Here is a 22,447-nt window from a genome sequence, read left to right as displayed (position 1 = left end):
TCAATTGAGTACCTGATCATTTTTAAATTTAATATTCTCTTATTTCAAATGAAGCAATTTTATCATGTACAACATATTCTGTTACCTTTTTATAAGGTGAAATTGTTTTAGAAAATTTGAACGTTGATGTACCTTGTGCACTTTTAAACCAATTTAAATAATTGTTTAAAACTGTATTCGTTACATCATATTCTTTTGTTATACCGTTTACTAATGTAATGCTTAAAATAGCATTTGAAAATTCATTGTTTGGTTTCTTAACAATTACTGTACTAGTGGCTGCACTATCAGTACCTTTAATTTTGGCAGTAATTATTGCTTCGCCTTCGTGAAGGGCCGTGACATTACCATCCTGATCTACAGTAGCAATTGATTCATCACTTGATAACCAAATTACTTTTACTGTATCAGGTGTAACCGTTGCTATTAACTTATCTTGACTACCTTCTAGTAGTTCTAACACATTTCTATCTAAAGTAATTGATTCAGGTTCAGAAGGTGTTGATAGTTTTTCCATCATTTGAAGTTCAACTATGGCCGTATTAACGTCATTTTTTGTACTATTGGTACGAGTAACATTAATTCTATATTTATTATAATAACTAGTATTTTCGAAAGTGAAACTTTGTTTGGGATTCTTAATCCAATCGTCTCTTGTAACATTGCTTTGAGAGTCTAATATTATCCATTTAGAACCATCCCAAGCTTCGAACGTCCAAGTATTTGGAAATTGTTCAGGCCATTGCCCCTCATTATGCATTAAATATTTACTAATTGCCTTTGGGCTTGTGAACTCATAGGCTAGCCAACCTGAATTTTCAGCAGTTCCCCAAGCATAGTACATTTTCCCACTATGATAGTTGAATACCCCATCAAATGCTTTCCAACTTGGTGTATTATTCCTCCAATTATTTGAAGAGGATGCTTTACCAAACTCAGATTCATCTGAAGTCATTATGGGTATTAAATTTTCGGTATAACCTTCTTCTGCATGAGCACTTTCGGTACTAAAATTAACAAGTACTAGCAAAATTAATGCTAAATAAATAAAACTTTTTTTAAACAAATTAACCACTTATGTATCCTCCTTTAAATTAACAAGGCTATTATAAATAACCTATAAAAACAACTTTAACCAATATGGTACTTATTTACCATGATAAATATCGTGTATATTTAATAAAAAAAGCCACTCGATTGAGTGACTGATTTATTGTGTTTCTCCATTAACATTAACTTGAGTTGCGTTCATAGCTCCTGTCATTCCTACTACATTACTTACACCTAAATCAGATGCAGCATATCCATCACCTGATAATGGTCCTGATGCTTCTACAGTATCACCTATGTTCACATTTATTTCATATGGAGGGAAAACAGGAAGTACATAACCGTGGTCATTCTTAAGTAATAGTGCGTTTTCCATATTTCCGAATAAGCCTTCTAATGATTTAACACCAACTACTTCACCTTTGAAATAATACTCCATACCTTTATATTTCGATTCAGTTTTATCATAAAGCATTGCTCCAGGCTTTGCAGGATTTAATTCTGCATTTTTTTCAACTATTGTCAAAGCGCTAGGTTTACTTGGCTCCGTTGCGGGTTTTGTATCTTCTTTTTGATTATCTTTTGTTGCCTGTGGTTGTTTCTGTGAGTTTTCAGTAATAACAGTTTGTTCTTTGTTCATTGTATCATCTGATGTATTTGTGGAGCTTTCTTCTTCTGATTTTGCCACTGTTTCTATTACATCAATTTTCTCCTCTTCAGGCACTTCAAACGTGAACATAAAAACTGTAAAAGAAACGATCATTACTACTAGTGAAGCACCAGCAAACATTAATTGCTTTTTACCTTTTGATTTGTTTTTTCTACCAAAGTGAATAGTAGCAATGAATACAAAAATAAAAATAGCGATTGCACTTAGTCCAGACAAAATAAAAAATAAAGTATCCATTTAATCGTTCATCCTCCTTACATTCCATTTTAGGTAACTATATGGAAAATGTATATACAAAAAACAGACAACCTTATTTAGTTATCTGTTAATCCCATTCCAGTATGTCGTCAAAGCTTTTTATTTCTAATGTTTTACAAATGGTTTCTAGATGCGCTTTGTTAATCGTGTCTCTTCGATTGTTAACAATTTCACTGATAGCAGCTTGGCGAATGCCTGTCATTTCAGCCAATTTTGATTGTGTGAGTCCTCGTTCTTCCATTACTTCTTTTAGTTTTATCCGCATTGTAAACCACCCTTCGCTAATTGATCTCTTATTCAAAATATATCAGAATATACGTTTATACGCAATATCAAATAAAAGTATAAATTCATATTGACTATACGAATATGCGTATAACATACTGTTATTAGGAATTACGAATAAACGTATATACGTAATGGAGGTGTTGGTATGGATATTTACGTAATCCATCTAAGTACAAAAAACGGAAACAAAAGCAAAGGTACTTCAATGGAGTGGACACAGGTTATAAAAAATTAGAACGTGCTCAAAGTGTTTTGATGAATATTGGATTTGAAATGGTTGATGAAACTAATTTCAAAAAGACGACGGAAACAGGTAGTGAGCAAAAGGCTCAAATTGTTAAAGTTCATTTTTATGACTAAGCAAGTTTGGAATAGAAGGTGAGGTGAATAACGTTGGCATTCGAATACTTAGCACAATACACAACATTTGAAACTGTAGAGGACATGGACACAGCTGTAGAAAATCACATGGCAGTTCATTACTATGATTTAACAGAATCAGAACGTGCCATCGTTTTCAAGCTTGCTAGTCATGCTTTAGAGCACCCAGGAGCTTGTCATTTGAAAGCTGCCACAATTGCTGCGGCATTGGAGATCAGCAAAACAAGCACTTTACAAGAAATATATAATAATGCTCACGCTGAAAAAGAAGCTCATAAGGAATACATGAACGAGTACCAGGTGATGCTATTGGACTTCATGAATAGCCTGCCATTAGCAGACAACTTGAAAGATGAATTACACAAGGTTGTATTGGCTACACAGGTTCAAAATACACCTGAATTTATAAAAGCTAAGAACGTGCTATTTAAAATTGCTATGGACATAAAAGAAGGTATTCTGACAGTTACAAGCACATTGAGAGCCGTATTTGCAGGAACATATAACAAGGCTGTGGAGCGTTCTAGTGTGAAGCTTAGGAGATCAGCATCTATAGATGAAACAGCAGATAGGAAACGTCAAATACCTTTCTATAACTGGTTAGTGGAAAGAGATAGTTGTGTACATATAAACAGCGTGTAAAATATAGCGTACTGTCAGGAATGGTAATATATTTTGATTAATTAGCATTGGACCGCTTTTATCCCATTTCTTTGTAAAGTTATAATGCTTAAATTGTATGGTACTGGTGAATTAGAATCATAAACATTTATACCTAAAACATTCCCTACATCATTTTGAATTATTGAATTGATATAATATGGGATCATAACATATGGACCTCCTGGAAGTGATCCTGGTTTAAAAAAGAATATTGACCATAGCTTTTCACAGCCTTTTAATTGATCTATTATGTCGATAAAATTACTTGAAGGATATTTGCTAACACCAAGAAAATCACAAGGGATGTTTGGGTCATTTGTACAAGGTAATGGTACTTTTTGTCCTTGTGTTAATTTATTAACAAGGGGAACTAGAGCATGGGGATCATTTATTTGTAAATCTCGATAATATTGTATTGACCTAGTAATGTAACCAGGTGCTTGATTATCAAAAGCAATATTATTTTGTCTAGAATTAGAATGGTCATATGCTACACAACAATAATTACAATCGTAGCTGCCATCTTCGTACCAATCTAGACAATGAGGATATTCAGGACAATAAGTAGGTGCATAAGCACATCGACCAATAAGCTTTTTTCCAGTATTAGATCCAGGGTTTACAGCCATATGGTTATAACCACCATATACGCCAGTTGAATTCATATAATTAAATGGATAAAAATATGGATACAAATAATTAAATGGATACAAATTATAACTCCTTTTTTTTTATTTGAGATTAGACTCATATCAGCATATGAAACCAGAAGTAAAACAGTTCCTTTATTACCTTTTTGTTACACATAGCTTTAATCTTATAAAACCATTTAAAAAAGACCACTCTATGATGGGTGGTCTTAAATTTTCCCCATCATATCCCCACCAGTGGTAGAAAATAAATAGAGATAAAATGAATATACAACTAGATAAAATTAAATAAAAAAACAACCGACAAACCCTTATATATCATAGGATTGTCGGTTATATAGAAGTATAAAATGATACGCCTGAATACAGCATTTCTTTGGGAGGCATTCATGGCTGTGCTGAAGATGGATGATTCGAAGTAAGACACAACTATTCAAAAACAGGGAATGCTATTTTTTTGTAGCATTCCCTGTTTTTTTCTCTAGTTAAACTGCACCTAAATATTTTGCTTCTTGGTGATTTTTATATAATTTGTAGCTATCATGTTCATTTTGAGAAAACTTTAGTAAAAGATAAATAGATTCTCTACTTTTAAAAGAAATCCTAACCATTTTTATTGTCTGCTGAGAAAGCTGAAGCGCCATAAACAATAAAAGGAATCGCTATTGAAATAGAGACCCCTCCTATTGTAATATTCTTTGTATGCAATTTAATGAAACAATAGGAAGAACTTAGCCAATAAAAAAATAGGGACTCCTACAATTATTACGCCTGCAAAGAAATAACAAAATAACATAAAAACATCGAAAACCGCACCAGCTAAATCATCAATGAATTTTAACATTTCATTTCCCTCCAAACATAATAAGTATGGGCACTACAAACGATTTATTCTTTAACTAATTGCAGAAAGTTTTTACTTAAAGCTAAAGTGAGATAGATTATACAGACATTCATAAAGAATGAAACATATGATAATGGCTTTTCACTAGGACGGCGGGGTTGAAATAGGAAAGGGCTGAGACTTCTTCTTCTCCGATATAACGTACCCATGGAATCGGTCCTCCAAAAGTTGTCTGTTGATAGGTCACGAAAAATAGAGAGATACAGGTAGTAAAATACTAATCCAAAAAAATCGTTGATGGACCTTCATAATATCTCCCCTTTAAAGATCAGATCGTAGCGTCTTTTTTAAATAATCATGTTTAAAATCTCTGCCAACATGGTCGAGAGTCCCGTAAATTTCATAATGATGATTTTCATAAAATGTTAACGCTTGAAAGCTAAGCGTGTCAACTTTAATGAAATCACATTCATGGTTGAAGGCAATTTGTTCAATTGTTTGCTACAACTTTGATCCATACCCTAACCCACGAAGCTTTTTGTCTACCATTAGCGTGTGTATTTCTAACCAATTCCAGCAAATTTCACCCAGTATGCCACCATAAACGTGACCATTGCTATCAGTTAGAAATAAATTAATTTCCTGATATCGACCTTGTAAATCTTTTGGAAAGTGTTTTACATTGTATTCATAAAGCATGTTATTGACATAAGCTTTGTTCTTCTTATGTCGTTCTTGTGTGATTTGATAAGACATCTTTTACTTCTTTTCTCGCAATGGTAGTACTCGTTGCCAAATCATATGATGGCTATTCGTTCCCCAAAAGTGCTCAAGTATATAGTCAGGCTGTCCAAATTTTTTCTGCCAGATGACTTGTGCCTGTTTATATCCACTATCTAAACAAAAGCTATGCACCTTTTGTTTTTCCAACGTCGTTAGCATTTTCTGTAATAGCCTGGTGCCAATACCACGATTTTGATAGTCCGGATGAACAAATACGGTACCGATTTCTGGACAATGGGAAAGATCTTCTTTAATCGTTTGTTGAATGATCTCGTTGGCTTCCCCATATTCGATCGTTCCTATTATGTCATTTGTTGCTTCGTCCACAGCTACCCAGAAAAATCTTTTTTTGCCTTGGCTCTCTATGTCCATTGCGACATACTGCTTTTTCATTGCCCATTCACGCTGTTGATCGTCCACTAGCTCGGCAATCCCTTCTTTTGCATAAGTATCTTGAATGACGTGGAAAAAGAATTGATGTAATGTTTGTATGTCCGATTGTTCGGGACGTCTTATGAGTAATTTCAAATTTTCTTACGCTCCTTCGTATTTGGTGATTTTTGGCTTAATAAGGTATGAGCTCTTTGCACGTCAACATCTATATCTGCCTGTACTGCGGTTAATCGATCAAGTGCAAGCTTGTAGCCAATAATAGGAGGCATCATATTTTTCAGTATGCCAAAGCAACTCTCTATAGCAAATAGAGGGTTGGATATTCACCAGATGAGCTAATTTTTTCAGACATTGTTCTCCTTGTGCCACCTTGGTTTATTGTACTGTCTGTTCGTTCGCATATTGTGACATGACAGATAGCCCCCATCCGTTATTGTTGAGCACGTTATGCATACTACCAGTCTATTTTAATGATTATAACATGTTCACCTTAATTGGTTAATGATGGAATATGTTAAAATATAAAGAAAGACACTAGGTAACGAAAGGAGGGAATGCAGTTGAAAGAGTTGCAGGAGAAACTAGATGCAGTATTAGAGCAAATGCGCAGTTTTATCCAAGATATTCAAGAGAGGGATTCAGCTTACCCTATGTTTTTTCACAATCAAATCGAGGAGGATATTAGCCAATTTGTAGACAGTCAGTGGTCATTACCAACGGAATATGTCTATTTTTTAAGGCGTTATGTCGTTGAAAGAGTTACATGGAATACGGGTGATTATATAAATCTACAAATCTATGGAGCAAGAGATTTAATGCGTGGGCAGGAAGGCTATCATTATAATCCAGTGACAGAAGAGGTGATTCTGGATTGGCCGCACAATTATTTGGTCATCGCAACAGATGAAGGAGATCCATATTGTTTGGATTTATCAAGAGGGGATACGGCAATTTTTTCTGCTCTTCATGGGACAGGCTGTTGGGATTTCACAATGGCCTATGACAATCTAATCATGTTTCTTGAGAGTGTGCTAATTCCGCCTGGTTTAGAGGAGATGTTGCCTGAAGACAACTCTACTACTTACTATGAACTGACTATAACAGGAGATGGGGAAAATAAGCTAAAGACATTATTGTTACTTAAGAAAATATTCTCTTGTGATTATTCGCGAGCAAGAGAGATGTTAGAACAGCCTCCACTATTAATTTATAGAGGAGTTGAAGCGGGTGCTTTAAGGTTAGAAGACGAGCTCCAGCATATTCGTGCAAACTATCAAAAAAAGAAAATTAGCTTAGCTGAATTTATCGAATGAACCATTACATGATTTTTGTAAATAATAGGGATAACGAATTACTTAAAATGGACCGAAGGGAACTTCATTCTTTTGCATGACGCCATATCATATATTTGCTTGTATAGTGGGGAGTAGCAAAGGGGTGCTTGAAGATGAAAATTACGAAGGTTCAACTATTTGTTCACGATTTACAAAAGATGCAGAAATTTTATAGCGACCAGCTAGGCTTTGCCTTATTAGAAAGTACAGGTGACTATTTTACAATAGCAGTTGGTGAAAGTAAGATGACTTTTGAAAAAGTGCCCACTACGATTCAAAAGCAATATCATATTGCATTAAATATTCCAAGAAATTTATTTTATCAGGCAAAAATTTGGGCCAAAGAACGTGTTGGCTTGCTTACTTCAGAGGGGCAGGATGAAGTGTATTTTGATTTTTTAAAAGCTTACTCTTGTTATTTTTACGATCCTGAAGGCAATATACTAGAATTTATTGCGAGGCAGGAAGTAAATCCAGAACAGGATACAGCCTATTTTTCTATGGAGCAAGTGCTACAGATTGGTGAAATCAATGTAACGACCGACGACATTCTAGCAGCCGCTAGAAAATTAAATGAATATGCTATTAAACCTATTAATGATCAGAAAATCCAACCAGATGCTCTTCATTTTTTAGGTAACTACGAAGATGGAGCCAATATTCTATTAGGACCAAGTGAACGACTTTGGTATTTCTCTGATAAGAAAGCAGTAATCAGTCCAATCTGTATCGAAATAAACGATATGTTACAATTATTTGTAGATGAAAAAGGTCAATTGACCATCAGTCAAAAAAGATAAGATGGGCATACCTAAGTGGAGCGAGTATCAGAACGATTATACAGAGCTAGAATTAATCAGAAAAAGGAGCAAGAATCGTTGAAAGCAAAATGCCTTAAACTATATGAATTTGGAAATCCACATGAGGTGTTAAGGATTGAAAATAAAACGATTACACCTCCACAAGGTCAAGAAATTCTTGTGCGTATGCTAGCAAGACCCATCAACCCTTCGGATTTAATACCGATTTGGGGAAAATATGCCCACCGAATCACTTTACCGACTGTTCCGGGTTATGAGGGCGTTGGAATCGTTGAAGATGTTGGACCACTTATCTCTTCAAAGCTCATTGGTCAGCGAGTCTTGCCACTACGAGGAGAGGGCACGTGGCAGGAAATGGTGAAGACTCAGGCGGACTTTGCTGTAGCTATTCCTTCTACGATGGATCATTTTACTGCAGCACAAATGTATATTAATCCGATAACAGCCTTCGTCACCTGTACAGAAGTTCTCAAATTACAATCAAATGATGTACTAGTAGTGAATGCATGTGGCTCTGCTATTGGACATATCTATGTTCAATTTGCCAAATTACTAGGTTTTCAGCTTATTGCTGTCACACGAAGTCATCAGCATACAGACGAATTACAGCGGCTTGGGGCCCGCTTTGTCATAGATACTTCTAAGATGCCACTTCATGAAACGATAATGGCTTTAACAAATGGCAGAGGTGCTGATGCAGCGATTGATTCGATTGGTGGGGAGGCGGGCAATCAACTTGCATACTGTGTGAAGCCTGGTGGGAAATTTTTAGCCATCGGTCTTTTATCGGGAATACAGGTAAATTGGACAAATATTGTAAGGGAAGCAAAGGTACAAGCGATGATGTTTCATTTGCGCCACTGGCAACGCCAAACACCAATCGAAAAATGGCAGCAAACTATGCAACAGCTCGTCAATATGGTACATACGGATTCGTTAAAAATGATGCAGGTACAGGACCATTTCCCACTAGTGAACATACACCAGGCAATAGCTGCCGTTGAAGCTACTAATAAAGGAAAGATTTTTTTAACGAATTTTGATTAAGAACCCTACTACCTTCAGTGTTAAGGAACTTATTGTAAGCTCTTATTGATGGTAGTAGTGTTTTTCTTTCTATTGAGGGGGAATGCGCTCCAACAATGAGAAAGTCGTTAATCTGCTCATAAAGAGGATGACCTCGCTCCAACAAGTAAATAATCTACCTAAAGAAGTCTCCCTCGCTTAAAAGAATAGAACCTTTACATAAATAGGGCAATTCTTTATCCTTTCTTTCCATAAAAAACTAAATTAGTAATTTAAGGTAATCGGAAATTGCGGTATGATGGAAGTAACTGTTTTTATGGAAAGGGAATTTAAGATACAGGCCATTGTGCAAAGGAGTTTAGATAATGGAACATGTCAACAAATTAAAAAAGGCGATAAAGCGAATGAGTGAGGCTGATGCGAAGTCTATGCTCTTTTTGACTTTAATGAATGAACAGTCGAAGGACGATATGGTACAGTTTTTATTGCAGCAAAATGAGGAGCAGGATGTTTCAACGATCGAAACGGTTCATATTGTGTTTGGTCATTCACCTGGAGGGAGTTTGAAGGCTGCATTTCGCAATAGTAACTACGTGAAAACGGAAGAAATCATCGTTATGCCTGGTAATTTTTCTGTTGGTCCTTTGAAAGATTTACATCTATGTGAAGGGATTGAAGCTCGTTTTCAATGGCTACAAGAGCGCTATTTTATAGAAGACGATGGATTGGCCATTTTTGAGCGCGAGGTGAAGGAAGCCGTAGAGAAAATAAAATCTATTCCGCCACAACAAGATATAATCATATGGACTTGTCAAAATGCCCATGAACAAATAGGGCTTCGACTTGTCTTAGCGATGCTAGAAAAGAAACCAAATGATATCTATGTATTAGATACTTTTCAGTTATTCCATGAGTTGCATATATTCCCCCAGTTAGCAGAGGACAATTATCCAAGATCCTCTGGAGAGGTCAGTGTAGAGAATGTACTTCATATTTATGAGCAATACCAGGGACGCCCATTAAAAAAATCAGTACAGCAGGCTTTATCTAAAGAAGGATTAAAGATGTTAATGGATGACTACTGTATACATACCTGGGAATACAATGAACTTTGGAGTCATCACAATGAAAATGTAGATGATGACTGGATCATTGCCTGTGCTAAACGATTACATGAAGACCAAGAAGAAGCTCCATATCTAATGGCGGCTAGACTCATTGGGGAAGTGCTAGGGCATATGGAACAGTATAGAGAAGCGGAATGGATTGAATATCGCCTGCGTCAATTAATTCAGCAAGGGGTCTTTTCTTATCGAGGTGAGTTAAAAGGGATGTTGCATTATCAAGTAAAATTAGCAGATGCTTATTTGCTTGACTGAGGCACTGACTGTCATGTTCTGAGGTATTTTATGGTATAATGTTTTCTAATATAGATGGCTTGAAGGAGTGAGATCATTGTTAAAAACAGAAGTATTTGAACAATTAAAAACGGCAATGAGAGAGAAAGATACTTTAGCAAAGGGTGTATTATCTCTTTTGAAATCAGCTTTAGATTCTGCTGAAAAAGAAAAGGGAGCAGCATTAATCGCTGAAGAAGAGATAGCCATTATTCATCGAGAGGTCAAACAAACGAATCAAGCGTTAGAAGGCGCACAGACGGCTGGACGAGCAGATTTGATTGAAAAAGAGGAAGCCAAATTGACACTTTTGAAATCTTTCTTACCGAAGCAATTATCCGAAGAAGCGATTGCTGAGAAATTAGTAGCGGCAGGTGTTGGTAAAGGAATGAACATGGGAGAAGCCATGAAAATTGCGAAGCCATTGCTTACAGGCCAAGCGGAAGGTGCAGTTATCTCAAAAGTTGTGAAAAATATTATTGCCTAATCTTCTACCATTTTGGTAGGAGATTTTTTATGCAGAGAAAAATCCGCTATGCCGAAAAGGAGCATAGCGGATTCTTAATTTTATAACTTAAATTTTTGAGTGATATTGCGAAGCTGTTGAGCCATTTCTGCTAAGTTATTCGAAGAAGCTGTGATTTCCTCGATACTTGCAGATTGCTCCTCAGAAGCAGCAGCAACGTTTTGAATATTGCCTGAGGCTTGCACAGCTACTACGCCCACTTGTTCAACAGAGATCGCGATGCTGCTAACGCCTTCATTGATATTGGACATTATGTTATTGACATGGTCCATTTCCTGCGTAAGTGATGTGACGTGGCTATAGATGTCAGCAAATGCTTCTCCTGATGCATTAAATGTTGTGGAGCTTTCCGCAAGATTACTGCTGCTAATAGCCATCGATTTTACGGCTTGAGCCGATTCTTCCTTAATGGTTTCGATACGTGTTCGAATACTGTTTGTAGCATCTAAAGATTGATCGGCCAGCTTACGTACTTCCTCAGCTACTACTGCAAAGCCTTTGCCATGCTCGCCTGCACGCGCTGCTTCAATGGAAGCATTTAACGCAAGTAAGTTGGTTTGATCCGTTATCTGGGTAATCAATGCTACAATATCCCCGATTTCATTCGTGTATGTGCTTAAACGTTCAACGACAGTTGCTGATTCTTGAATGGCTTGGGATGTTACGGCCATTTTTTCTGTAGCATCTTGAATCGTTGTATTGCCTTTTTCTGAGATCGCAGATGCCTGGAATGCCTTTTCTGTCACACCAGTTACGCTTGTGACAACCTCTGTCATTTTGCTAGAGATGGTTGTAATATGGCTTTCCACTTCTTCAATCGAAGAGGTTTGTTTTTCTGAGCCCACTGCAACCTCTTGCATAGAAGATGTAATTTGCTGTATGGAAGCACTTGTTTGCTCGGAGCTTGCAGTTAGTTCCTCTGACATGGCTGCCACTTGTTCAGCATTTTGAGCTATTTGCTGAATTAATGTACGTAAATCTTCCGTCATATTTTCAATGCCTGATGATAGCTGGGCAATTTCATTGGAACCTTTTATGTGGAGAGGCTCGACGGCTAAATCTCCCTGTGCAACCTGACCGACATAGCGAGTCATTTTTTTAATTGGTTTCGTAATACCTACACTAATAAAGTAAGCAACGATAATACCAAAAATCACAAAAACAACGGTTAGAATAATACAAATCCAAAGTGTTTCTGTTTGTAGCTTAGAAATGAAGGAAGCATCCATATCTAAACCAAAAATAATATCAGTATCTTTAAATGGGATAAAAATAGATTTATGGATACCATATTCATCTTTGTATATATCACTTGTTTGAATGGTTTGCGTGTCGACGGCTTTTCGCATTTCATCACTAAATTCATAGTCTTGCTGATGATTGTCAGTATTACTTAATGCCACGATATGCTCCTTACCATTGGCTTTTGAAAGCACATAGGCGTTTTCTATATCAAACTTTTTAACCGTAGCGTTTAATTGATCTAATAGTTTTTTATAATTGTCAGAGCTACCGTTATCCGCCGCTTTTACATCATTTTTCTCAAGATCTTCAAAAATCGTATTCGATGTGATCTCTAAAGTAGTTTCGAATTGTTTAATGACAAAATTGTCGATAATACGGTAAGAAACCGCGAATAATACAACACTAAATAGCAATGAAATAATGGCTATTGGAATGGTGAAACTGGCTATATATTTATAGAGTAAAGAACTTTTAAATTTAGTGACGATACGCAATGTGAGACGCCTCCAATACTGTTAGCTTTTGCTGTAAGAAATGAATCATGTTTGGGATATGATCTGTCTCTGTGTATGGTGAAATAGAGAAGAATTTTGCCGCTGCAACGGGAACATGCTGTGTTGTATCACTCGTGCTAACCGTACAAACTCGTGTTGTATCACCGAAGAATACATCATCACGACCTTCACCTATAATTTCAAAGAATGATGCATTGATGCCATTAATGTGTTCGATTTGATCCTGTGTATAATGACCAGCTTGTTCAGCCTGCCAATTGAAGCCATCAGGATACAAGCGAAAGGCTGTAACTGGACCAATATTTGTGTCATTAACGACCTGTAGCATTGGTGTTTTCTCAGCTAATTGTGTGCGGAACGCTAAATTTACACGTACATAGTTAGCTAATAGTTGTTGATAACCTTCCTTACCGAATGCTTGGAGAGCAGCAAAAATAGCAATGGAGCTACCCATACGAGAGCACTCTAATGTATAACCAGTATGGTATGAACCGTAACCACGATTGCCCACATAAGGTGTATCGAAGTCCTCAATATCTAATAGCTGTAAACTGTTACCTTCTTTAATTAAGAATAAGCTAGTTAAATAAGGTGTTTGTCCAAGCTTTTGGAAGTCAAAGCAAAGGCTATCTGCCATAGCTAGATGTTGCATGCGTTCATGGATATGTTGTAAGCCTTGTACGACATCGTCTTCAAATTGTAGAGGATTTTTTTCGAAATCATAATCATTGAAGAAGGCATAAAAACCACCTAAAGCTGAATCAGCATGAATATGTACTGGCTGTAAATTGTACTTCTTCTCAAGCGTTGTAGTAACCTCTTTAATAGCATGTACATCATCAATACCAAATTGATCAGTCGCTCCTGTAGTAGCCACTACATAGACAGGGATACCGCCGTTTTCGATTACTTCTGTCATACGGGTACGTAGGTCTTCCACATCCATTGAGTGGTCTTTGCCAGCTTTTACACGTACTAAATGTTTACTACCAATGCCCACTGCCTCAACAGATTTTAAAAGGCTATAATGTGCGTTTTCTGAAGCAAAGCAATATAAGTTATTCGGAACACCATCTTCTTTGGCATGTGGAAATTGTTTGGCGATGGCAAGGCGAAGTCCACTGAAAACGGCACCTTGTCCACCCCATGTTGTATAACCAAAGCTCTTCGTATAATCATAGCCAACTAATTTAGACATCATAGCCACTACTTTGACCTCACACTCAGCGGCAGCAGGACCATAAACATCCCATAAATTGTTGCCATTTAATAGGGCATTTGTAAATTGACCTAATACACCTGGGATGCTTGCCATTGGTAAAACATTGGTTACAAAGTTACGTGTATGATAAGGATGTCCTTGCATTAATTGTGTCATTTCTTCTACAACTTGATCGAGCCCAACCCCTGTAGTTGGCACTTGATGTTCTTGCATCAGCTCTTGATAGAAATTAGCAGAACGCTCTTTCATTGGACCAAGTGTTGTCTTATGTGGATTTTTTAATTCATCTAATGAGGAAACAATTTTCTCTAATAGGGATAAAAAATTCTCTCTTTGTTGGATATTTCCATCTTCGCTCTGGAATAATTGTTGGATATTTTGCATAATCATCATCCTTTTATAGTTCATATTTCCTCTATTTTTAATATAATAAAAATAGGACATTATACTAAAGGTATAATAGCATATTTTAGCAGAGATGGTGATTATATTTTACTGAAAAAATATTTATTAACATTTCTGAAAAATCCAACTTCAATTTATAAATTCTAAATAAGTTGTTTTCCTTTATGCCATGGGGTTTATAAGACGAACATGCTACTGGATATGGAGATTGAGAGGAAGATTAGAAATTATAAATTAGATAATGTTTAGGTCGTAGAAAAAGAGTGAAAATCTAATCCTTTCTAACTAAAAAAATCTGCACGAAAGATGATGCAGATTCTTGGCAACAGGGGTGATTATTTTTGATATTGTAAAAGTTCCTCTATCGTAACAAATGTATAGCCTTCATCAATAAGCGTTTGAAGAATGCCTTCTATTGCCTGTAATTCATTGTCTGTATGGTCGTACATAGGGTGCATTAAAATAATGGAACCTGGTTGAATATTTTCTTTCACATAATTTATTTTTTCCTCTGCCTTTGTAAAGAACGTATCGGGCTCTAAGTTCCATGTAATGGTCTCACGTTGATGTTTATGTAAATAATGGGGAAAGCCGATTAGTTTTTTACCATAGGGTGGTCTGACGAAAGGTGTTTGTTGATAGCCAATGCTAGCAATGAGTGCATCTGTTTTTTCTATTTCATTTTTAATAAAGGAAGGGCTTTTCAATACCATACGCTTATGCGAATACGTATGGTTGCCAATTTGATGGCCTGCTACTGCAATTTTCTTTGCTTCTTCTGGATGCTTCTCAATATCCTGTCCAATTAGAAAAAACGTTGCTTTTACTTGGTAGTCTTCTAGTAACGCTAAAATAGCGTCTGTCTTGTCAGTTGGTCCATCATCGAATGTCAGGGCAGCCACCTTTTCCTGTGTGTCAACATGAGAAGTAATATTGCCAAACAATTGATAGTTACGAGCGTTCATTAGTTTATAAGCTGAAAATGCGAAAGCACACATTAGTAGAAGAACTATGCCAATAGTAATTAGTTTCCGTTTCATGAACAGACTCCTCTCTTTGTCCAAATCGATATCATGTTTTAAATGTATGTTAACTTGAATCCAATTTCAATGACGCTTTGTCCGTACTGCAATTTTTAGCTACCACTTTCTGTTTGAATCACAAAAAAATAACCATACTACATGGGAGGTGAAGAGATGTATAAATTATTATCACATAATGATTTAGATGGAGTAGGGTGTGGGATTTTAGCAAAGCTTGCTTTTAACGATAAGGTAAGGATACGCTACAATTCTATTACGGCACTTGACCGTGAAATAGAATTCTTTTTGGAGAATGATCAACAGAAAACATTTTTGTTTATTACAGATCTTTCTCCAAACGAAGAAAATGAAAAAAGGATTCAGGACTATTATCAGGCAACTGGGAATGTGCAATTGCTGGATCATCATAAAACAGCGTTGCATTTCAATCAGTATGAATGGGGAAAAGTTTTAATTGAAGATGAGCATGGCTATTTAACGTCCGCTACTTCTTTATTGTATCAGTACTTGGTGACCCATGGTTTATTAGAGAAAACAGCCGCCATTTCAGAATTCGTAGAGTTAGTAAGACAATATGATACATGGGAGTGGGAAAAGAACGACAATTTTCAAGCGCAACGATTAAATGCACTGTTTTTTCTAGTATCCATTGAAGAATTTGAAGAGAAAATGCTGGATCGTTTAAAAACAAGTGATCGCTTTGATTTTGATGAATTTGAAAAGAAAATTTTAAGCATGGAAGAAGAAAAAATAGAGCGTTATATTCGGCGGAAGAAACGAGAACTTGTGCAAACCAATTTGGGCGACTTTTATGCTGGCGTTGTTTATGCAGAATCCTATCATTCTGAGCTTGGTAATGAATTAGGTAAGGAAAACATGCATCTTGATTATATCGCGATGATCAATATGGGCAGTAAAAGAATATCCTTTCGAACGGTTCATGACCATATAGATGTGTCAGCTATTGCCGCTGTTTATGGTGGAGGCGGACATCAAAAGGCTGCGGGCTGCTCTTTAACGATGGAAGCCTACAAACAGTTTGTATTGGCAACCTTCCACATAGAACCTATTCCAGAGGATGCGAAAAGGAATCGTTATAATTTAAAGGCTTCTTCATTTGGAACATTTTATAAAAATCAGCAAGAGGATGTGTTTATTCTTTTTTCAAGCGACGATATTGACTGGGGGATTGAAAAGAATAACACGCCATTAGCGCAAAACTTTGCTAGCTTTCATGAAGCGGAGTGGTTTTTAAAGCGAAATTATCAGGTGTGGTTAGTAAGAGATGATCTCTTTGTGGACTATTTAATGCAAATAGCCAATAAAGTTCGTCATCAGCATAAAGGAATGTAAAAATTCCTTTTATACATAATGGATTCGTCCTGTCTTGCTTTTAAACAAGGTTATATAATGCTTTGTTACAAACTACAATGAATTATAACGATATTTATAAAAATGAGGTGTACGGTTGTCCAATGATATACTGCGAGTAGTGGATTTGGATAAGGAAAATCGAGGACGCAGAAAAAAACGAGGAATAGTTGTTATCTTTTTATTGATGGTCGTTAGTGGATCATTGCTGTATTTGTGGTGGAATCGAGATGTGGATTTCGAAGCCTATAAAACAGAGGTGGGGAAGACAGCAAGCAATAGCTTAGGGCGTTTAACGTTAAATGAAGTGATTATTGATGACAATCAAATTTTACTGAATGCTACCTTTGAGCCTGTGAAAGCATTTACACCAAAACACCAAATATTTTTCTTCCCTCAAATACTCGTCAATGGGAAAGATTATATGGTTCGTAATGGAGGTCAATCCATTGTCCAGTCTAAAAATGTATATACCATATACAATAGTATCAAAATGGATGATTTTCCGTCAGACGAAGATTTAGCATTAGCTATTCGTTATAAAGATTGGAATGTAGAAACACCGATTGATAAACCTTGGGAATTTCAGGTAGAGGCTTCTCAGGAACAATTACAAGAAGATCGAAAAATCTTTGTGATTAATAAAAAAGTCAATCATGTCGATCAACAGGAAATAACGATTGATAAAGTTGTCTCCACACCCATCTCAACAACGATTTATTTTCATGCCGATCAAAGCATTGTCAATGATGCAGTTTATTTTAAAATCCAATCAAAGGCAGGACAATCATGGAACTTTGCTACACCCTATCCATTAAATAAAGAGGGGACAAAGTGGGGAAGTCGCGTAGATGCACTTTATTTAACAGAAAAAAATTATACATTAATTCCTATCAAGAAGGATGGCAGTAAAGTTGCTGACAGCATCAAAATAAAAAAAGAATAAAGTTGTAGTCATTTGTTATATATGAAAAACTGCACTTCCGATTTGTTAGAAACGGTGCTGCACCCCAAAAGTTAGAGTAAAAAACTTTTGGGGTGTTTTTTTATGGCAAAATATAGCGATGAATTTAAGTTAAAGGTTGTGAAAGAGTATTTAACAGGAAAAATAGGTCTTAAACGATTAGCTAAAAAATATTCCATTCCATCTAATACAGCAATTAGAACATGGGTAGCTGCCTACAAAGCATATGGGAATAATGGTATTAAACGAAAAAGAAGTAAGGAAGTCTATTCTGTTCAATTTAAAGTAGATGTATTACACTTTATGAAACAAACAGGTGCTTCCTATCAAGAGACAGCGATTCAATTTAAGATGAACAATCCACGTTTAATCGCTAAATGGAACCAAAAATTTCTGGAAGAAGGGATAGAGGGCCTGCAAGAAAAAGCAAAGGGGCGCCCATCTATGTCGAAAAAATCAAAACCAACTAAACAAGAAAAAGAAATGTCACGTGAGGAGCAGTTAGAACGTGAAAATGAACTGCTTCGTCTAGAGGTGGCATACTTAAAAAAGTTGAAGGCTTTTCGAGAGAACCCGGAAGCATTCCTCGGAAAGCACAAGCAGTCATTGCCTTTGAACTCAAAGAAGAAGGATTCCGATTAAAAGACATTTTAATGCGTGTAGATATTCCAGAAGCTACGTATCATTATCACATCAAGCAACTGCATCAGGAAGATCCAGATAAGGGATGGCAAACGTTGATTTTAGAGACGTTTAAGAAACATGAAGGACGATATGGCTATCGTCGTATACATACGGAGTTAAAAGCGCAAGGCTACATCATTAATCACAAAAAAGTACAGCGCATTATGCAGGAATTAGATTTGAAATGTGAGAAATTCGTCCGCAAGTCGCGCTATAAATCGTATAAAGGTACGGTTGGAAAAGTGGCGAAAAATCGTTTAAATCGCCGTTTCTATACGCATTACGCCGTACAAAAAGTGGTGACAGACGTAACTGAATTCAAATGTACAGATGATGAAAAACTATATCTGAGCCCAATTATGGACTTATATAACGGAGAGGTTATTGGGTTCAGTATGTCTAAACGGCCTACAATGGATTTTGTGCTGGACTCATTGAAACAAGCCCTTCCAGTCATTCGAGAACGTGCAGAATATCGAACAACAATCCATTCAGATCAAGGCTGGCACTATCAACATAATAAATGGGTGAAAACATTAAAGCAGAACAAGATTTTCCAAAGCATGTCTCGCAAAGCAACGTGTGCAGACAATGCAGCAATGGAAAACTTCTTTGGCTTACTCAAACAAGAAATGTATCACGGGGAAGAATTAGTCTCATATGACGTGTTAAAAAAGAAAATTGAAAAATATATCCACTACTATAACAACGAACGTATTAAACAAAAATTGGCCGGCATGAGTCCGGTAAAATACCGAACTCATGCCAGCCAATTAGCTGCATAAATAAAAACTCTAACTTTAAGGGGTCACTACCAACGCGCTAACAATCGGAGTGCAGTTTGTTTTTTTCTAGAACTAAATGACAAGGAAGCTACCCTTGCAGATATGTATGGAAAACTCGCTAGATGGTTTCATAGCGTTCCTTCTATTGATTCGTTATAATGTAGAAATGGAAAAGACTTAACGAGAAAGAAGGGATTGCTATGGCACGAGGTGTTTACATTCATATTCCTTTCTGTCATCAAATTTGTAATTATTGTGATTTCAATAAATTTTACTTTAAAAACCAACCAGTGGATGAATATATAGAAGCACTTGGTAAAGAGATGGCTCTTGCCACACAAAAATCTCCGGACAATTTTCGTAATATCGAAACGATTTTTCTTGGAGGTGGGACACCAACTGCTTTATCACCGGAGCAATTGGACAAACTACTAACGTATATTCATACGTATATTCCGATGGAGAGTGTGACAGAATTTACATCAGAGGCTAATCCGGATGAATTGTCTGCGGCAAAATTGCGAGTGTTGTTTGATGGTGGTGTCAATCGTCTAAGCATGGGTGTGCAATCTTTTGACCAAGGGCTGTTACAGAAGATTGGACGCACTCATAGTAATGACCATGTTTATGAAACAATCGCTTTGGCTAGAAAAATTGGCTTTCAAAACATTAGCATTGATTTAATGTATGGTTTACCTGGGCAAACGATGGCTCAATGGAAGGACTCATTAGACAAAGCTTTTGCCCTTGATTTGCCCCATTTCTCTGCCTACTCTCTTATTGTAGAGCCAAAAACGATTTTTTATAATCAATACACAAAAGGCAAGTTGTATTTACCAACGGAAGATCTCGAAGCAGATATGTATGATGTGTTGATGCAGCAAATGGCTTTACATGGACTTCAACAATACGAAATTAGTAATTTTGCAAAACCAGGCTTCCATTCAGAGCATAACAAAATTTATTGGGATAATGATGAATATGCAGGGTTTGGGGCGGGTGCCCATGGTTATTTAAAGGGCATACGTTACTCCAATCATGGTCCATTAAGAAAATATATGGATGCTGTTTTTGTAAATGAGCTACCTATTGTTCATGAACATGAAGTATCTCAAGCGGAAAAAAGAGAAGAACAAATGTTTTTAGGGCTGCGAAAAACAGCGGGGGTTATGCACACTATATATGAAGAAAAATTTAAAACACCAATGGCTGCTCATTATGAGACTGTTATAAAAGATTTAGTATCAAAAGATCTTTTAGAACAAGATAAGGTGGGTGTTCGTCTAACTAGAAAAGGACGTTTTGTGGGCAATGAAGTTTTTCAACAATTTTTGCTAGAAGATTGAGCGATATCGTTGACATAAAATGTGGGATTTGATAACTTAATAATAGTATTAGCACTCCTCTTAGTCGAGTGCTAACAGAGGTGATAATCATGCTAACAAATCGGCAGTTACAGATATTGCAAGTCATTGTAGACGACTTTATTGTGTCTGCACAGCCGGTAGGTTCTCGCCAAATCTCCAAAAAACAAGGGATTACATTTAGTCCAGCCACTATTCGAAATGAAATGGCGGATTTAGAGGAATTAGGCTTTTTAGAGAAAACACATACTTCCTCTGGTCGAGTGCCTTCAGAAAAGGGTTACAGATTTTATGTAGATCATTTGTTGAGTCCTCAAGGCATTAATTCGAAGGACATTCAACAAATCCAATCAATTTTTAATGATCGACTAGTAGAAGTAGAGCATATTATCCGAAAGTCAGCCAACATTCTATCGGAGCTGACATCGTATACTTCCATACTTTTAGGACCTGATGTTCAAAGGCATCGTGTCAAACGATTTTCAATTGTCCCTCTTTCTAGCGATACAGCAGTAGCAATTATCGTAACGAATAATGGGCATGTTGAAAATCGCATGTTCAACTTACCGCCAGATTTTACCGCTTCTGATTTAGAGAAAATGGTCAATATCTTAAATGATCGCCTGATTGGTGTATCCTTAGAAGATCTCCATAAAAGCCTTGAAGCTGAAGTGCTAGCCGTGTTACAGCAACATATTAGATCAGCGGATGATTTTATTCGCGCGCTCGTAACAGCAACAATGCATAATTCAGAAAGTAAAATTTTCTATGGTGGGAAAACGAATATGTTCAACCAACCAGAATTCCATGATTTAAATAAGGTTCGCATGATTTTGGACTTGATGGAGACGACTAGCCAAGTGCAGTCCCTTTTCCATCCGAACGAATCAGGTATTCATATTCGGATAGGCTCAGAAAATAAACAATTAGAAATGGAAAATTGCAGTGTCATTACCACTACCTATTCCATTGGTGATGACCAACAGGGAGCCATTGCTATCATTGGCCCAACACGTATGGATTATAAGCGTGTCGTGGCTTTATTAGACATAATGCGCTTGGATTTAACACAAGCCTTTATGAAAAATCGTAGTGAATGATAATGAGGAGGATTCAAGTGACGGAAACAACGGAAAACAAAGATTTAGTACAAGAAGATGTACAAGCTGAAACGACAGCAGAGGAAGTAACACAATCAGAAGTTCAAGAAGCAGTAGAATTATCTATTGAAGAACAGTATGAGGCGAAGCTGGCTGAGCTACAAGCAAAGCTAGATGACGAGGAAAATCGTCACCTACGTCTACGTGCTGACTTCGATAATATGCGTCGTCGTCATCAGTTAGACAGTGAGGCTGCTGAGAAGTACCGTGCGCAAAACCTACTATCTGACTTATTGCCAGTTCTTGATAATTTTGAGCGTGCTCTACAAGTAGAGACAACTTCTGAAGAAACTGCATCCATCATTAAAGGGATTGAAATGGTGTACCGCTCTTTAATTGAAGCGACAGAAAAAGAAGGTCTACAAGTCATTAAAGCTGAAGGTGAGCAATTTGATCCAACTATTCACCAAGCTGTTATGCAAGAACAAGATAGTGAAAAAGAGACGGGTGTTGTCTTACGCGAGCTCCAAAAAGGGTATATCTTAAAGGATCGTGTTTTACGCCCAACAATGGTATCTGTGAACGAATAGTCCTTGTACTATTTAGTCAATTAAAATTAGTTAGAAAACGCATCCCTTGCGTTGACATAATAGGAGGAAATTTTA

At 36.6% G+C, this 22,447-nt stretch carries 25 protein-coding genes and 1 pseudogene; 14 read left to right on the top strand and 12 right to left on the bottom strand.

Features of this window, described 5'->3' with window-relative positions:
- Nucleotides 1-28 precede the first annotated feature (28 nt).
- The 3 genes from MHI22_RS08630 to MHI22_RS08620 all read right to left on the bottom strand — a co-directional run bounded on the left by MHI22_RS08630 (nt 29) and on the right by MHI22_RS08620 (nt 2,243).
- Nucleotides 29-1,075, bottom strand: coding sequence for an Ig-like domain-containing protein (locus tag MHI22_RS08630; protein ID WP_340811735.1), 1,047 nt, complete (start codon nt 1,073-1,075; stop codon nt 29-31).
- A gap of 135 nt (nt 1,076-1,210) precedes the next feature.
- On the bottom strand, nt 1,211-1,957 hold the full coding sequence (locus MHI22_RS08625; RefSeq protein WP_340811733.1) for a hypothetical protein: 747 nt from the start codon (nt 1,955-1,957) through the stop codon (nt 1,211-1,213).
- A gap of 88 nt (nt 1,958-2,045) precedes the next feature.
- Nucleotides 2,046-2,243, bottom strand: coding sequence for a helix-turn-helix domain-containing protein (locus tag MHI22_RS08620; protein ID WP_340809465.1), 198 nt, complete (start codon nt 2,241-2,243; stop codon nt 2,046-2,048).
- Nucleotides 2,244-2,476: 233 nt separating this feature from the next.
- On the opposite strand from MHI22_RS08620, the gene MHI22_RS08615 reads away from it, so the two are divergent.
- Both MHI22_RS08615 and MHI22_RS08610 read left to right on the top strand, forming a co-directional pair.
- A complete protein-coding gene (locus MHI22_RS08615; RefSeq protein ID WP_340811731.1) occupies nt 2,477-2,626 on the top strand; it encodes a hypothetical protein in 150 nt (49 codons plus the stop codon).
- Nucleotides 2,627-2,659: 33 nt separating this feature from the next.
- Nucleotides 2,660-3,289: a hypothetical protein gene (locus tag MHI22_RS08610; RefSeq protein ID WP_340811730.1), complete on the top strand. Its 630-nt coding sequence runs from the start codon at nt 2,660-2,662 to the stop codon at nt 3,287-3,289.
- A 41-nt stretch (nt 3,290-3,330) separates the two neighbouring features.
- Here the strand turns inward: MHI22_RS08610 and MHI22_RS08605 are convergent, their stop codons facing one another.
- The 6 genes and pseudogenes from MHI22_RS08605 to MHI22_RS08580 all read right to left on the bottom strand — a co-directional run bounded on the left by MHI22_RS08605 (nt 3,331) and on the right by MHI22_RS08580 (nt 6,252).
- On the bottom strand, nt 3,331-4,023 hold the full coding sequence (locus MHI22_RS08605) for a hypothetical protein (protein ID WP_340811728.1): 693 nt from the start codon (nt 4,021-4,023) through the stop codon (nt 3,331-3,333).
- Between the two features lie 422 nt (nt 4,024-4,445).
- Nucleotides 4,446-4,604, bottom strand: coding sequence for a hypothetical protein (locus MHI22_RS08600; RefSeq protein ID WP_340811726.1), 159 nt, complete (start codon nt 4,602-4,604; stop codon nt 4,446-4,448).
- A 65-nt stretch (nt 4,605-4,669) separates the two neighbouring features.
- Nucleotides 4,670-4,804, bottom strand: a complete 135-nt coding sequence (locus MHI22_RS08595) for a hypothetical protein (RefSeq protein ID WP_004226973.1) — start codon at nt 4,802-4,804, stop codon at nt 4,670-4,672.
- Nucleotides 4,805-5,125: 321 nt separating this feature from the next.
- Nucleotides 5,126-5,560: pseudogene (locus MHI22_RS08590) on the bottom strand (GNAT family N-acetyltransferase).
- Nucleotides 5,561-5,563: 3 nt separating this feature from the next.
- Nucleotides 5,564-6,115: a GNAT family N-acetyltransferase gene (locus MHI22_RS08585; protein ID WP_036121742.1), complete on the bottom strand. Its 552-nt coding sequence runs from the start codon at nt 6,113-6,115 to the stop codon at nt 5,564-5,566.
- Nucleotides 6,112-6,252: a hypothetical protein gene (locus MHI22_RS08580; RefSeq protein WP_170829861.1), complete on the bottom strand. Its 141-nt coding sequence runs from the start codon at nt 6,250-6,252 to the stop codon at nt 6,112-6,114. The genes MHI22_RS08585 and MHI22_RS08580 overlap by 4 nt, the downstream gene beginning before the upstream one ends.
- A 288-nt stretch (nt 6,253-6,540) precedes the next feature.
- Here MHI22_RS08580 and MHI22_RS08575 point away from each other — a divergent pair, with 288 nt between their 5' ends.
- The 5 genes from MHI22_RS08575 (at nt 6,541) to MHI22_RS08555 (ending at nt 11,045) form a co-directional block, all read left to right on the top strand.
- Nucleotides 6,541-7,293, top strand: a complete 753-nt coding sequence (locus MHI22_RS08575; RefSeq protein ID WP_036121739.1) for an SMI1/KNR4 family protein — start codon at nt 6,541-6,543, stop codon at nt 7,291-7,293.
- Nucleotides 7,294-7,427: 134 nt separating this feature from the next.
- Nucleotides 7,428-8,114, top strand: coding sequence for a VOC family protein (locus MHI22_RS08570; RefSeq protein ID WP_036121737.1), 687 nt, complete (start codon nt 7,428-7,430; stop codon nt 8,112-8,114).
- Nucleotides 8,115-8,192: 78 nt separating this feature from the next.
- Nucleotides 8,193-9,182: a zinc-dependent alcohol dehydrogenase family protein gene (locus MHI22_RS08565; RefSeq protein ID WP_340811724.1), complete on the top strand. Its 990-nt coding sequence runs from the start codon at nt 8,193-8,195 to the stop codon at nt 9,180-9,182.
- Between the two features lie 344 nt (nt 9,183-9,526).
- Nucleotides 9,527-10,540, top strand: a complete 1,014-nt coding sequence (locus MHI22_RS08560) for a DUF1835 domain-containing protein (protein ID WP_340811722.1) — start codon at nt 9,527-9,529, stop codon at nt 10,538-10,540.
- Nucleotides 10,541-10,616: 76 nt separating this feature from the next.
- Nucleotides 10,617-11,045 carry a GatB/YqeY domain-containing protein gene (locus MHI22_RS08555; RefSeq protein ID WP_340809243.1) on the top strand — a complete coding sequence of 143 codons (429 nt, stop codon included), beginning with the start codon at nt 10,617-10,619 and terminating at the stop codon, nt 11,043-11,045.
- An 80-nt stretch (nt 11,046-11,125) separates the two neighbouring features.
- On the opposite strand, the gene MHI22_RS08550 is transcribed toward MHI22_RS08555, so the two are convergent.
- The 3 genes from MHI22_RS08550 to MHI22_RS08540 form a co-directional block, all read right to left on the bottom strand.
- Entirely contained in the window at nt 11,126-12,823 is a 1,698-nt protein-coding gene (locus tag MHI22_RS08550) for a methyl-accepting chemotaxis protein (protein WP_340811720.1), read from the bottom strand.
- Nucleotides 12,807-14,450 (bottom strand): pyridoxal phosphate-dependent decarboxylase family protein, encoded by a 1,644-nt coding sequence (locus MHI22_RS08545; protein WP_340811718.1) that lies wholly within the window; start codon nt 14,448-14,450, stop codon nt 12,807-12,809. Before MHI22_RS08545 ends, MHI22_RS08550 begins: the two co-directional genes overlap by 17 nt.
- Nucleotides 14,451-14,806: 356 nt before the next feature.
- On the bottom strand, nt 14,807-15,511 hold the full coding sequence (locus MHI22_RS08540; RefSeq protein WP_036121717.1) for a polysaccharide deacetylase family protein: 705 nt from the start codon (nt 15,509-15,511) through the stop codon (nt 14,807-14,809).
- Nucleotides 15,512-15,667: 156 nt separating this feature from the next.
- Between MHI22_RS08540 and MHI22_RS08535 the strand changes: the two genes are divergently transcribed.
- From MHI22_RS08535 to grpE, 7 genes are all read left to right on the top strand, one after another.
- A complete protein-coding gene (locus MHI22_RS08535) occupies nt 15,668-16,867 on the top strand; it encodes a DHH family phosphoesterase (RefSeq protein ID WP_340811716.1) in 1,200 nt (399 codons plus the stop codon).
- 115 nt (nt 16,868-16,982) lie between these two features.
- Nucleotides 16,983-17,831, top strand: a complete 849-nt coding sequence (locus MHI22_RS08530; protein WP_340811714.1) for a DUF4179 domain-containing protein — start codon at nt 16,983-16,985, stop codon at nt 17,829-17,831.
- A gap of 102 nt (nt 17,832-17,933) precedes the next feature.
- Nucleotides 17,934-18,491, top strand: a complete 558-nt coding sequence (locus MHI22_RS08525; protein ID WP_141903571.1) for a helix-turn-helix domain-containing protein — start codon at nt 17,934-17,936, stop codon at nt 18,489-18,491.
- Nucleotides 18,389-19,318 (top strand): IS3 family transposase, encoded by a 930-nt coding sequence (locus MHI22_RS08520; RefSeq protein ID WP_340812689.1) that lies wholly within the window; start codon nt 18,389-18,391, stop codon nt 19,316-19,318. The genes MHI22_RS08525 and MHI22_RS08520 overlap by 103 nt, the downstream gene beginning before the upstream one ends.
- A 200-nt stretch (nt 19,319-19,518) precedes the next feature.
- The gene (gene hemW, locus MHI22_RS08515) at nt 19,519-20,664 is read left to right on the top strand and encodes a radical SAM family heme chaperone HemW (protein WP_089933517.1); all 1,146 of its coding nucleotides are present in this window, start codon (nt 19,519-19,521) and stop codon (nt 20,662-20,664) included.
- Nucleotides 20,665-20,753: 89 nt separating this feature from the next.
- Nucleotides 20,754-21,782, top strand: a complete 1,029-nt coding sequence (gene hrcA, locus MHI22_RS08510; RefSeq protein ID WP_058844752.1) for a heat-inducible transcriptional repressor HrcA — start codon at nt 20,754-20,756, stop codon at nt 21,780-21,782.
- A gap of 17 nt (nt 21,783-21,799) precedes the next feature.
- Nucleotides 21,800-22,372, top strand: coding sequence for a nucleotide exchange factor GrpE (grpE, locus tag MHI22_RS08505; protein WP_340811712.1), 573 nt, complete (start codon nt 21,800-21,802; stop codon nt 22,370-22,372).
- Nucleotides 22,373-22,447: the final 75 nt, after the last annotated feature.

Source organism: Lysinibacillus sp. FSL L8-0312 (assembly GCF_038003285.1).
Lineage (GTDB): Bacteria > Bacillota > Bacilli > Bacillales_A > Planococcaceae > Lysinibacillus > Lysinibacillus fusiformis_D.
This window is presented reverse-complemented; position numbering and strand designations above follow the sequence as displayed.

What these genes read in the sequence shown, in the direction of transcription:
- MHI22_RS08595 (WP_004226973.1), bottom strand. Translation starts at nt 4,804, where the DNA reads ATGTTAAAATTCATTGATGATTTAGCTGGTGCGGTTTTCGATGTTTTT.
- MHI22_RS08535 (WP_340811716.1), top strand. Translation starts at nt 15,668, where the DNA reads ATGTATAAATTATTATCACATAATGATTTAGATGGAGTAGGGTGTGGG.
- MHI22_RS08570 (WP_036121737.1), top strand. Translation starts at nt 7,428, where the DNA reads ATGAAAATTACGAAGGTTCAACTATTTGTTCACGATTTACAAAAGATG.
- MHI22_RS08545 (WP_340811718.1), bottom strand. Translation starts at nt 14,450, where the DNA reads ATGCAAAATATCCAACAATTATTCCAGAGCGAAGATGGAAATATCCAA.
- MHI22_RS08540 (WP_036121717.1), bottom strand. Translation starts at nt 15,511, where the DNA reads ATGAAACGGAAACTAATTACTATTGGCATAGTTCTTCTACTAATGTGT.
- MHI22_RS08560 (WP_340811722.1), top strand. Translation starts at nt 9,527, where the DNA reads ATGGAACATGTCAACAAATTAAAAAAGGCGATAAAGCGAATGAGTGAG.
- MHI22_RS08600 (WP_340811726.1), bottom strand. Translation starts at nt 4,604, where the DNA reads ATGGCGCTTCAGCTTTCTCAGCAGACAATAAAAATGGTTAGGATTTCT.
- MHI22_RS08525 (WP_141903571.1), top strand. Translation starts at nt 17,934, where the DNA reads ATGGCAAAATATAGCGATGAATTTAAGTTAAAGGTTGTGAAAGAGTAT.
- MHI22_RS08620 (WP_340809465.1), bottom strand. Translation starts at nt 2,243, where the DNA reads ATGCGGATAAAACTAAAAGAAGTAATGGAAGAACGAGGACTCACACAA.
- MHI22_RS08580 (WP_170829861.1), bottom strand. Translation starts at nt 6,252, where the DNA reads ATGATGCCTCCTATTATTGGCTACAAGCTTGCACTTGATCGATTAACC.
- hemW (WP_089933517.1), top strand. Translation starts at nt 19,519, where the DNA reads ATGGCACGAGGTGTTTACATTCATATTCCTTTCTGTCATCAAATTTGT.
- hrcA (WP_058844752.1), top strand. Translation starts at nt 20,754, where the DNA reads ATGCTAACAAATCGGCAGTTACAGATATTGCAAGTCATTGTAGACGAC.
- MHI22_RS08625 (WP_340811733.1), bottom strand. Translation starts at nt 1,957, where the DNA reads ATGGATACTTTATTTTTTATTTTGTCTGGACTAAGTGCAATCGCTATT.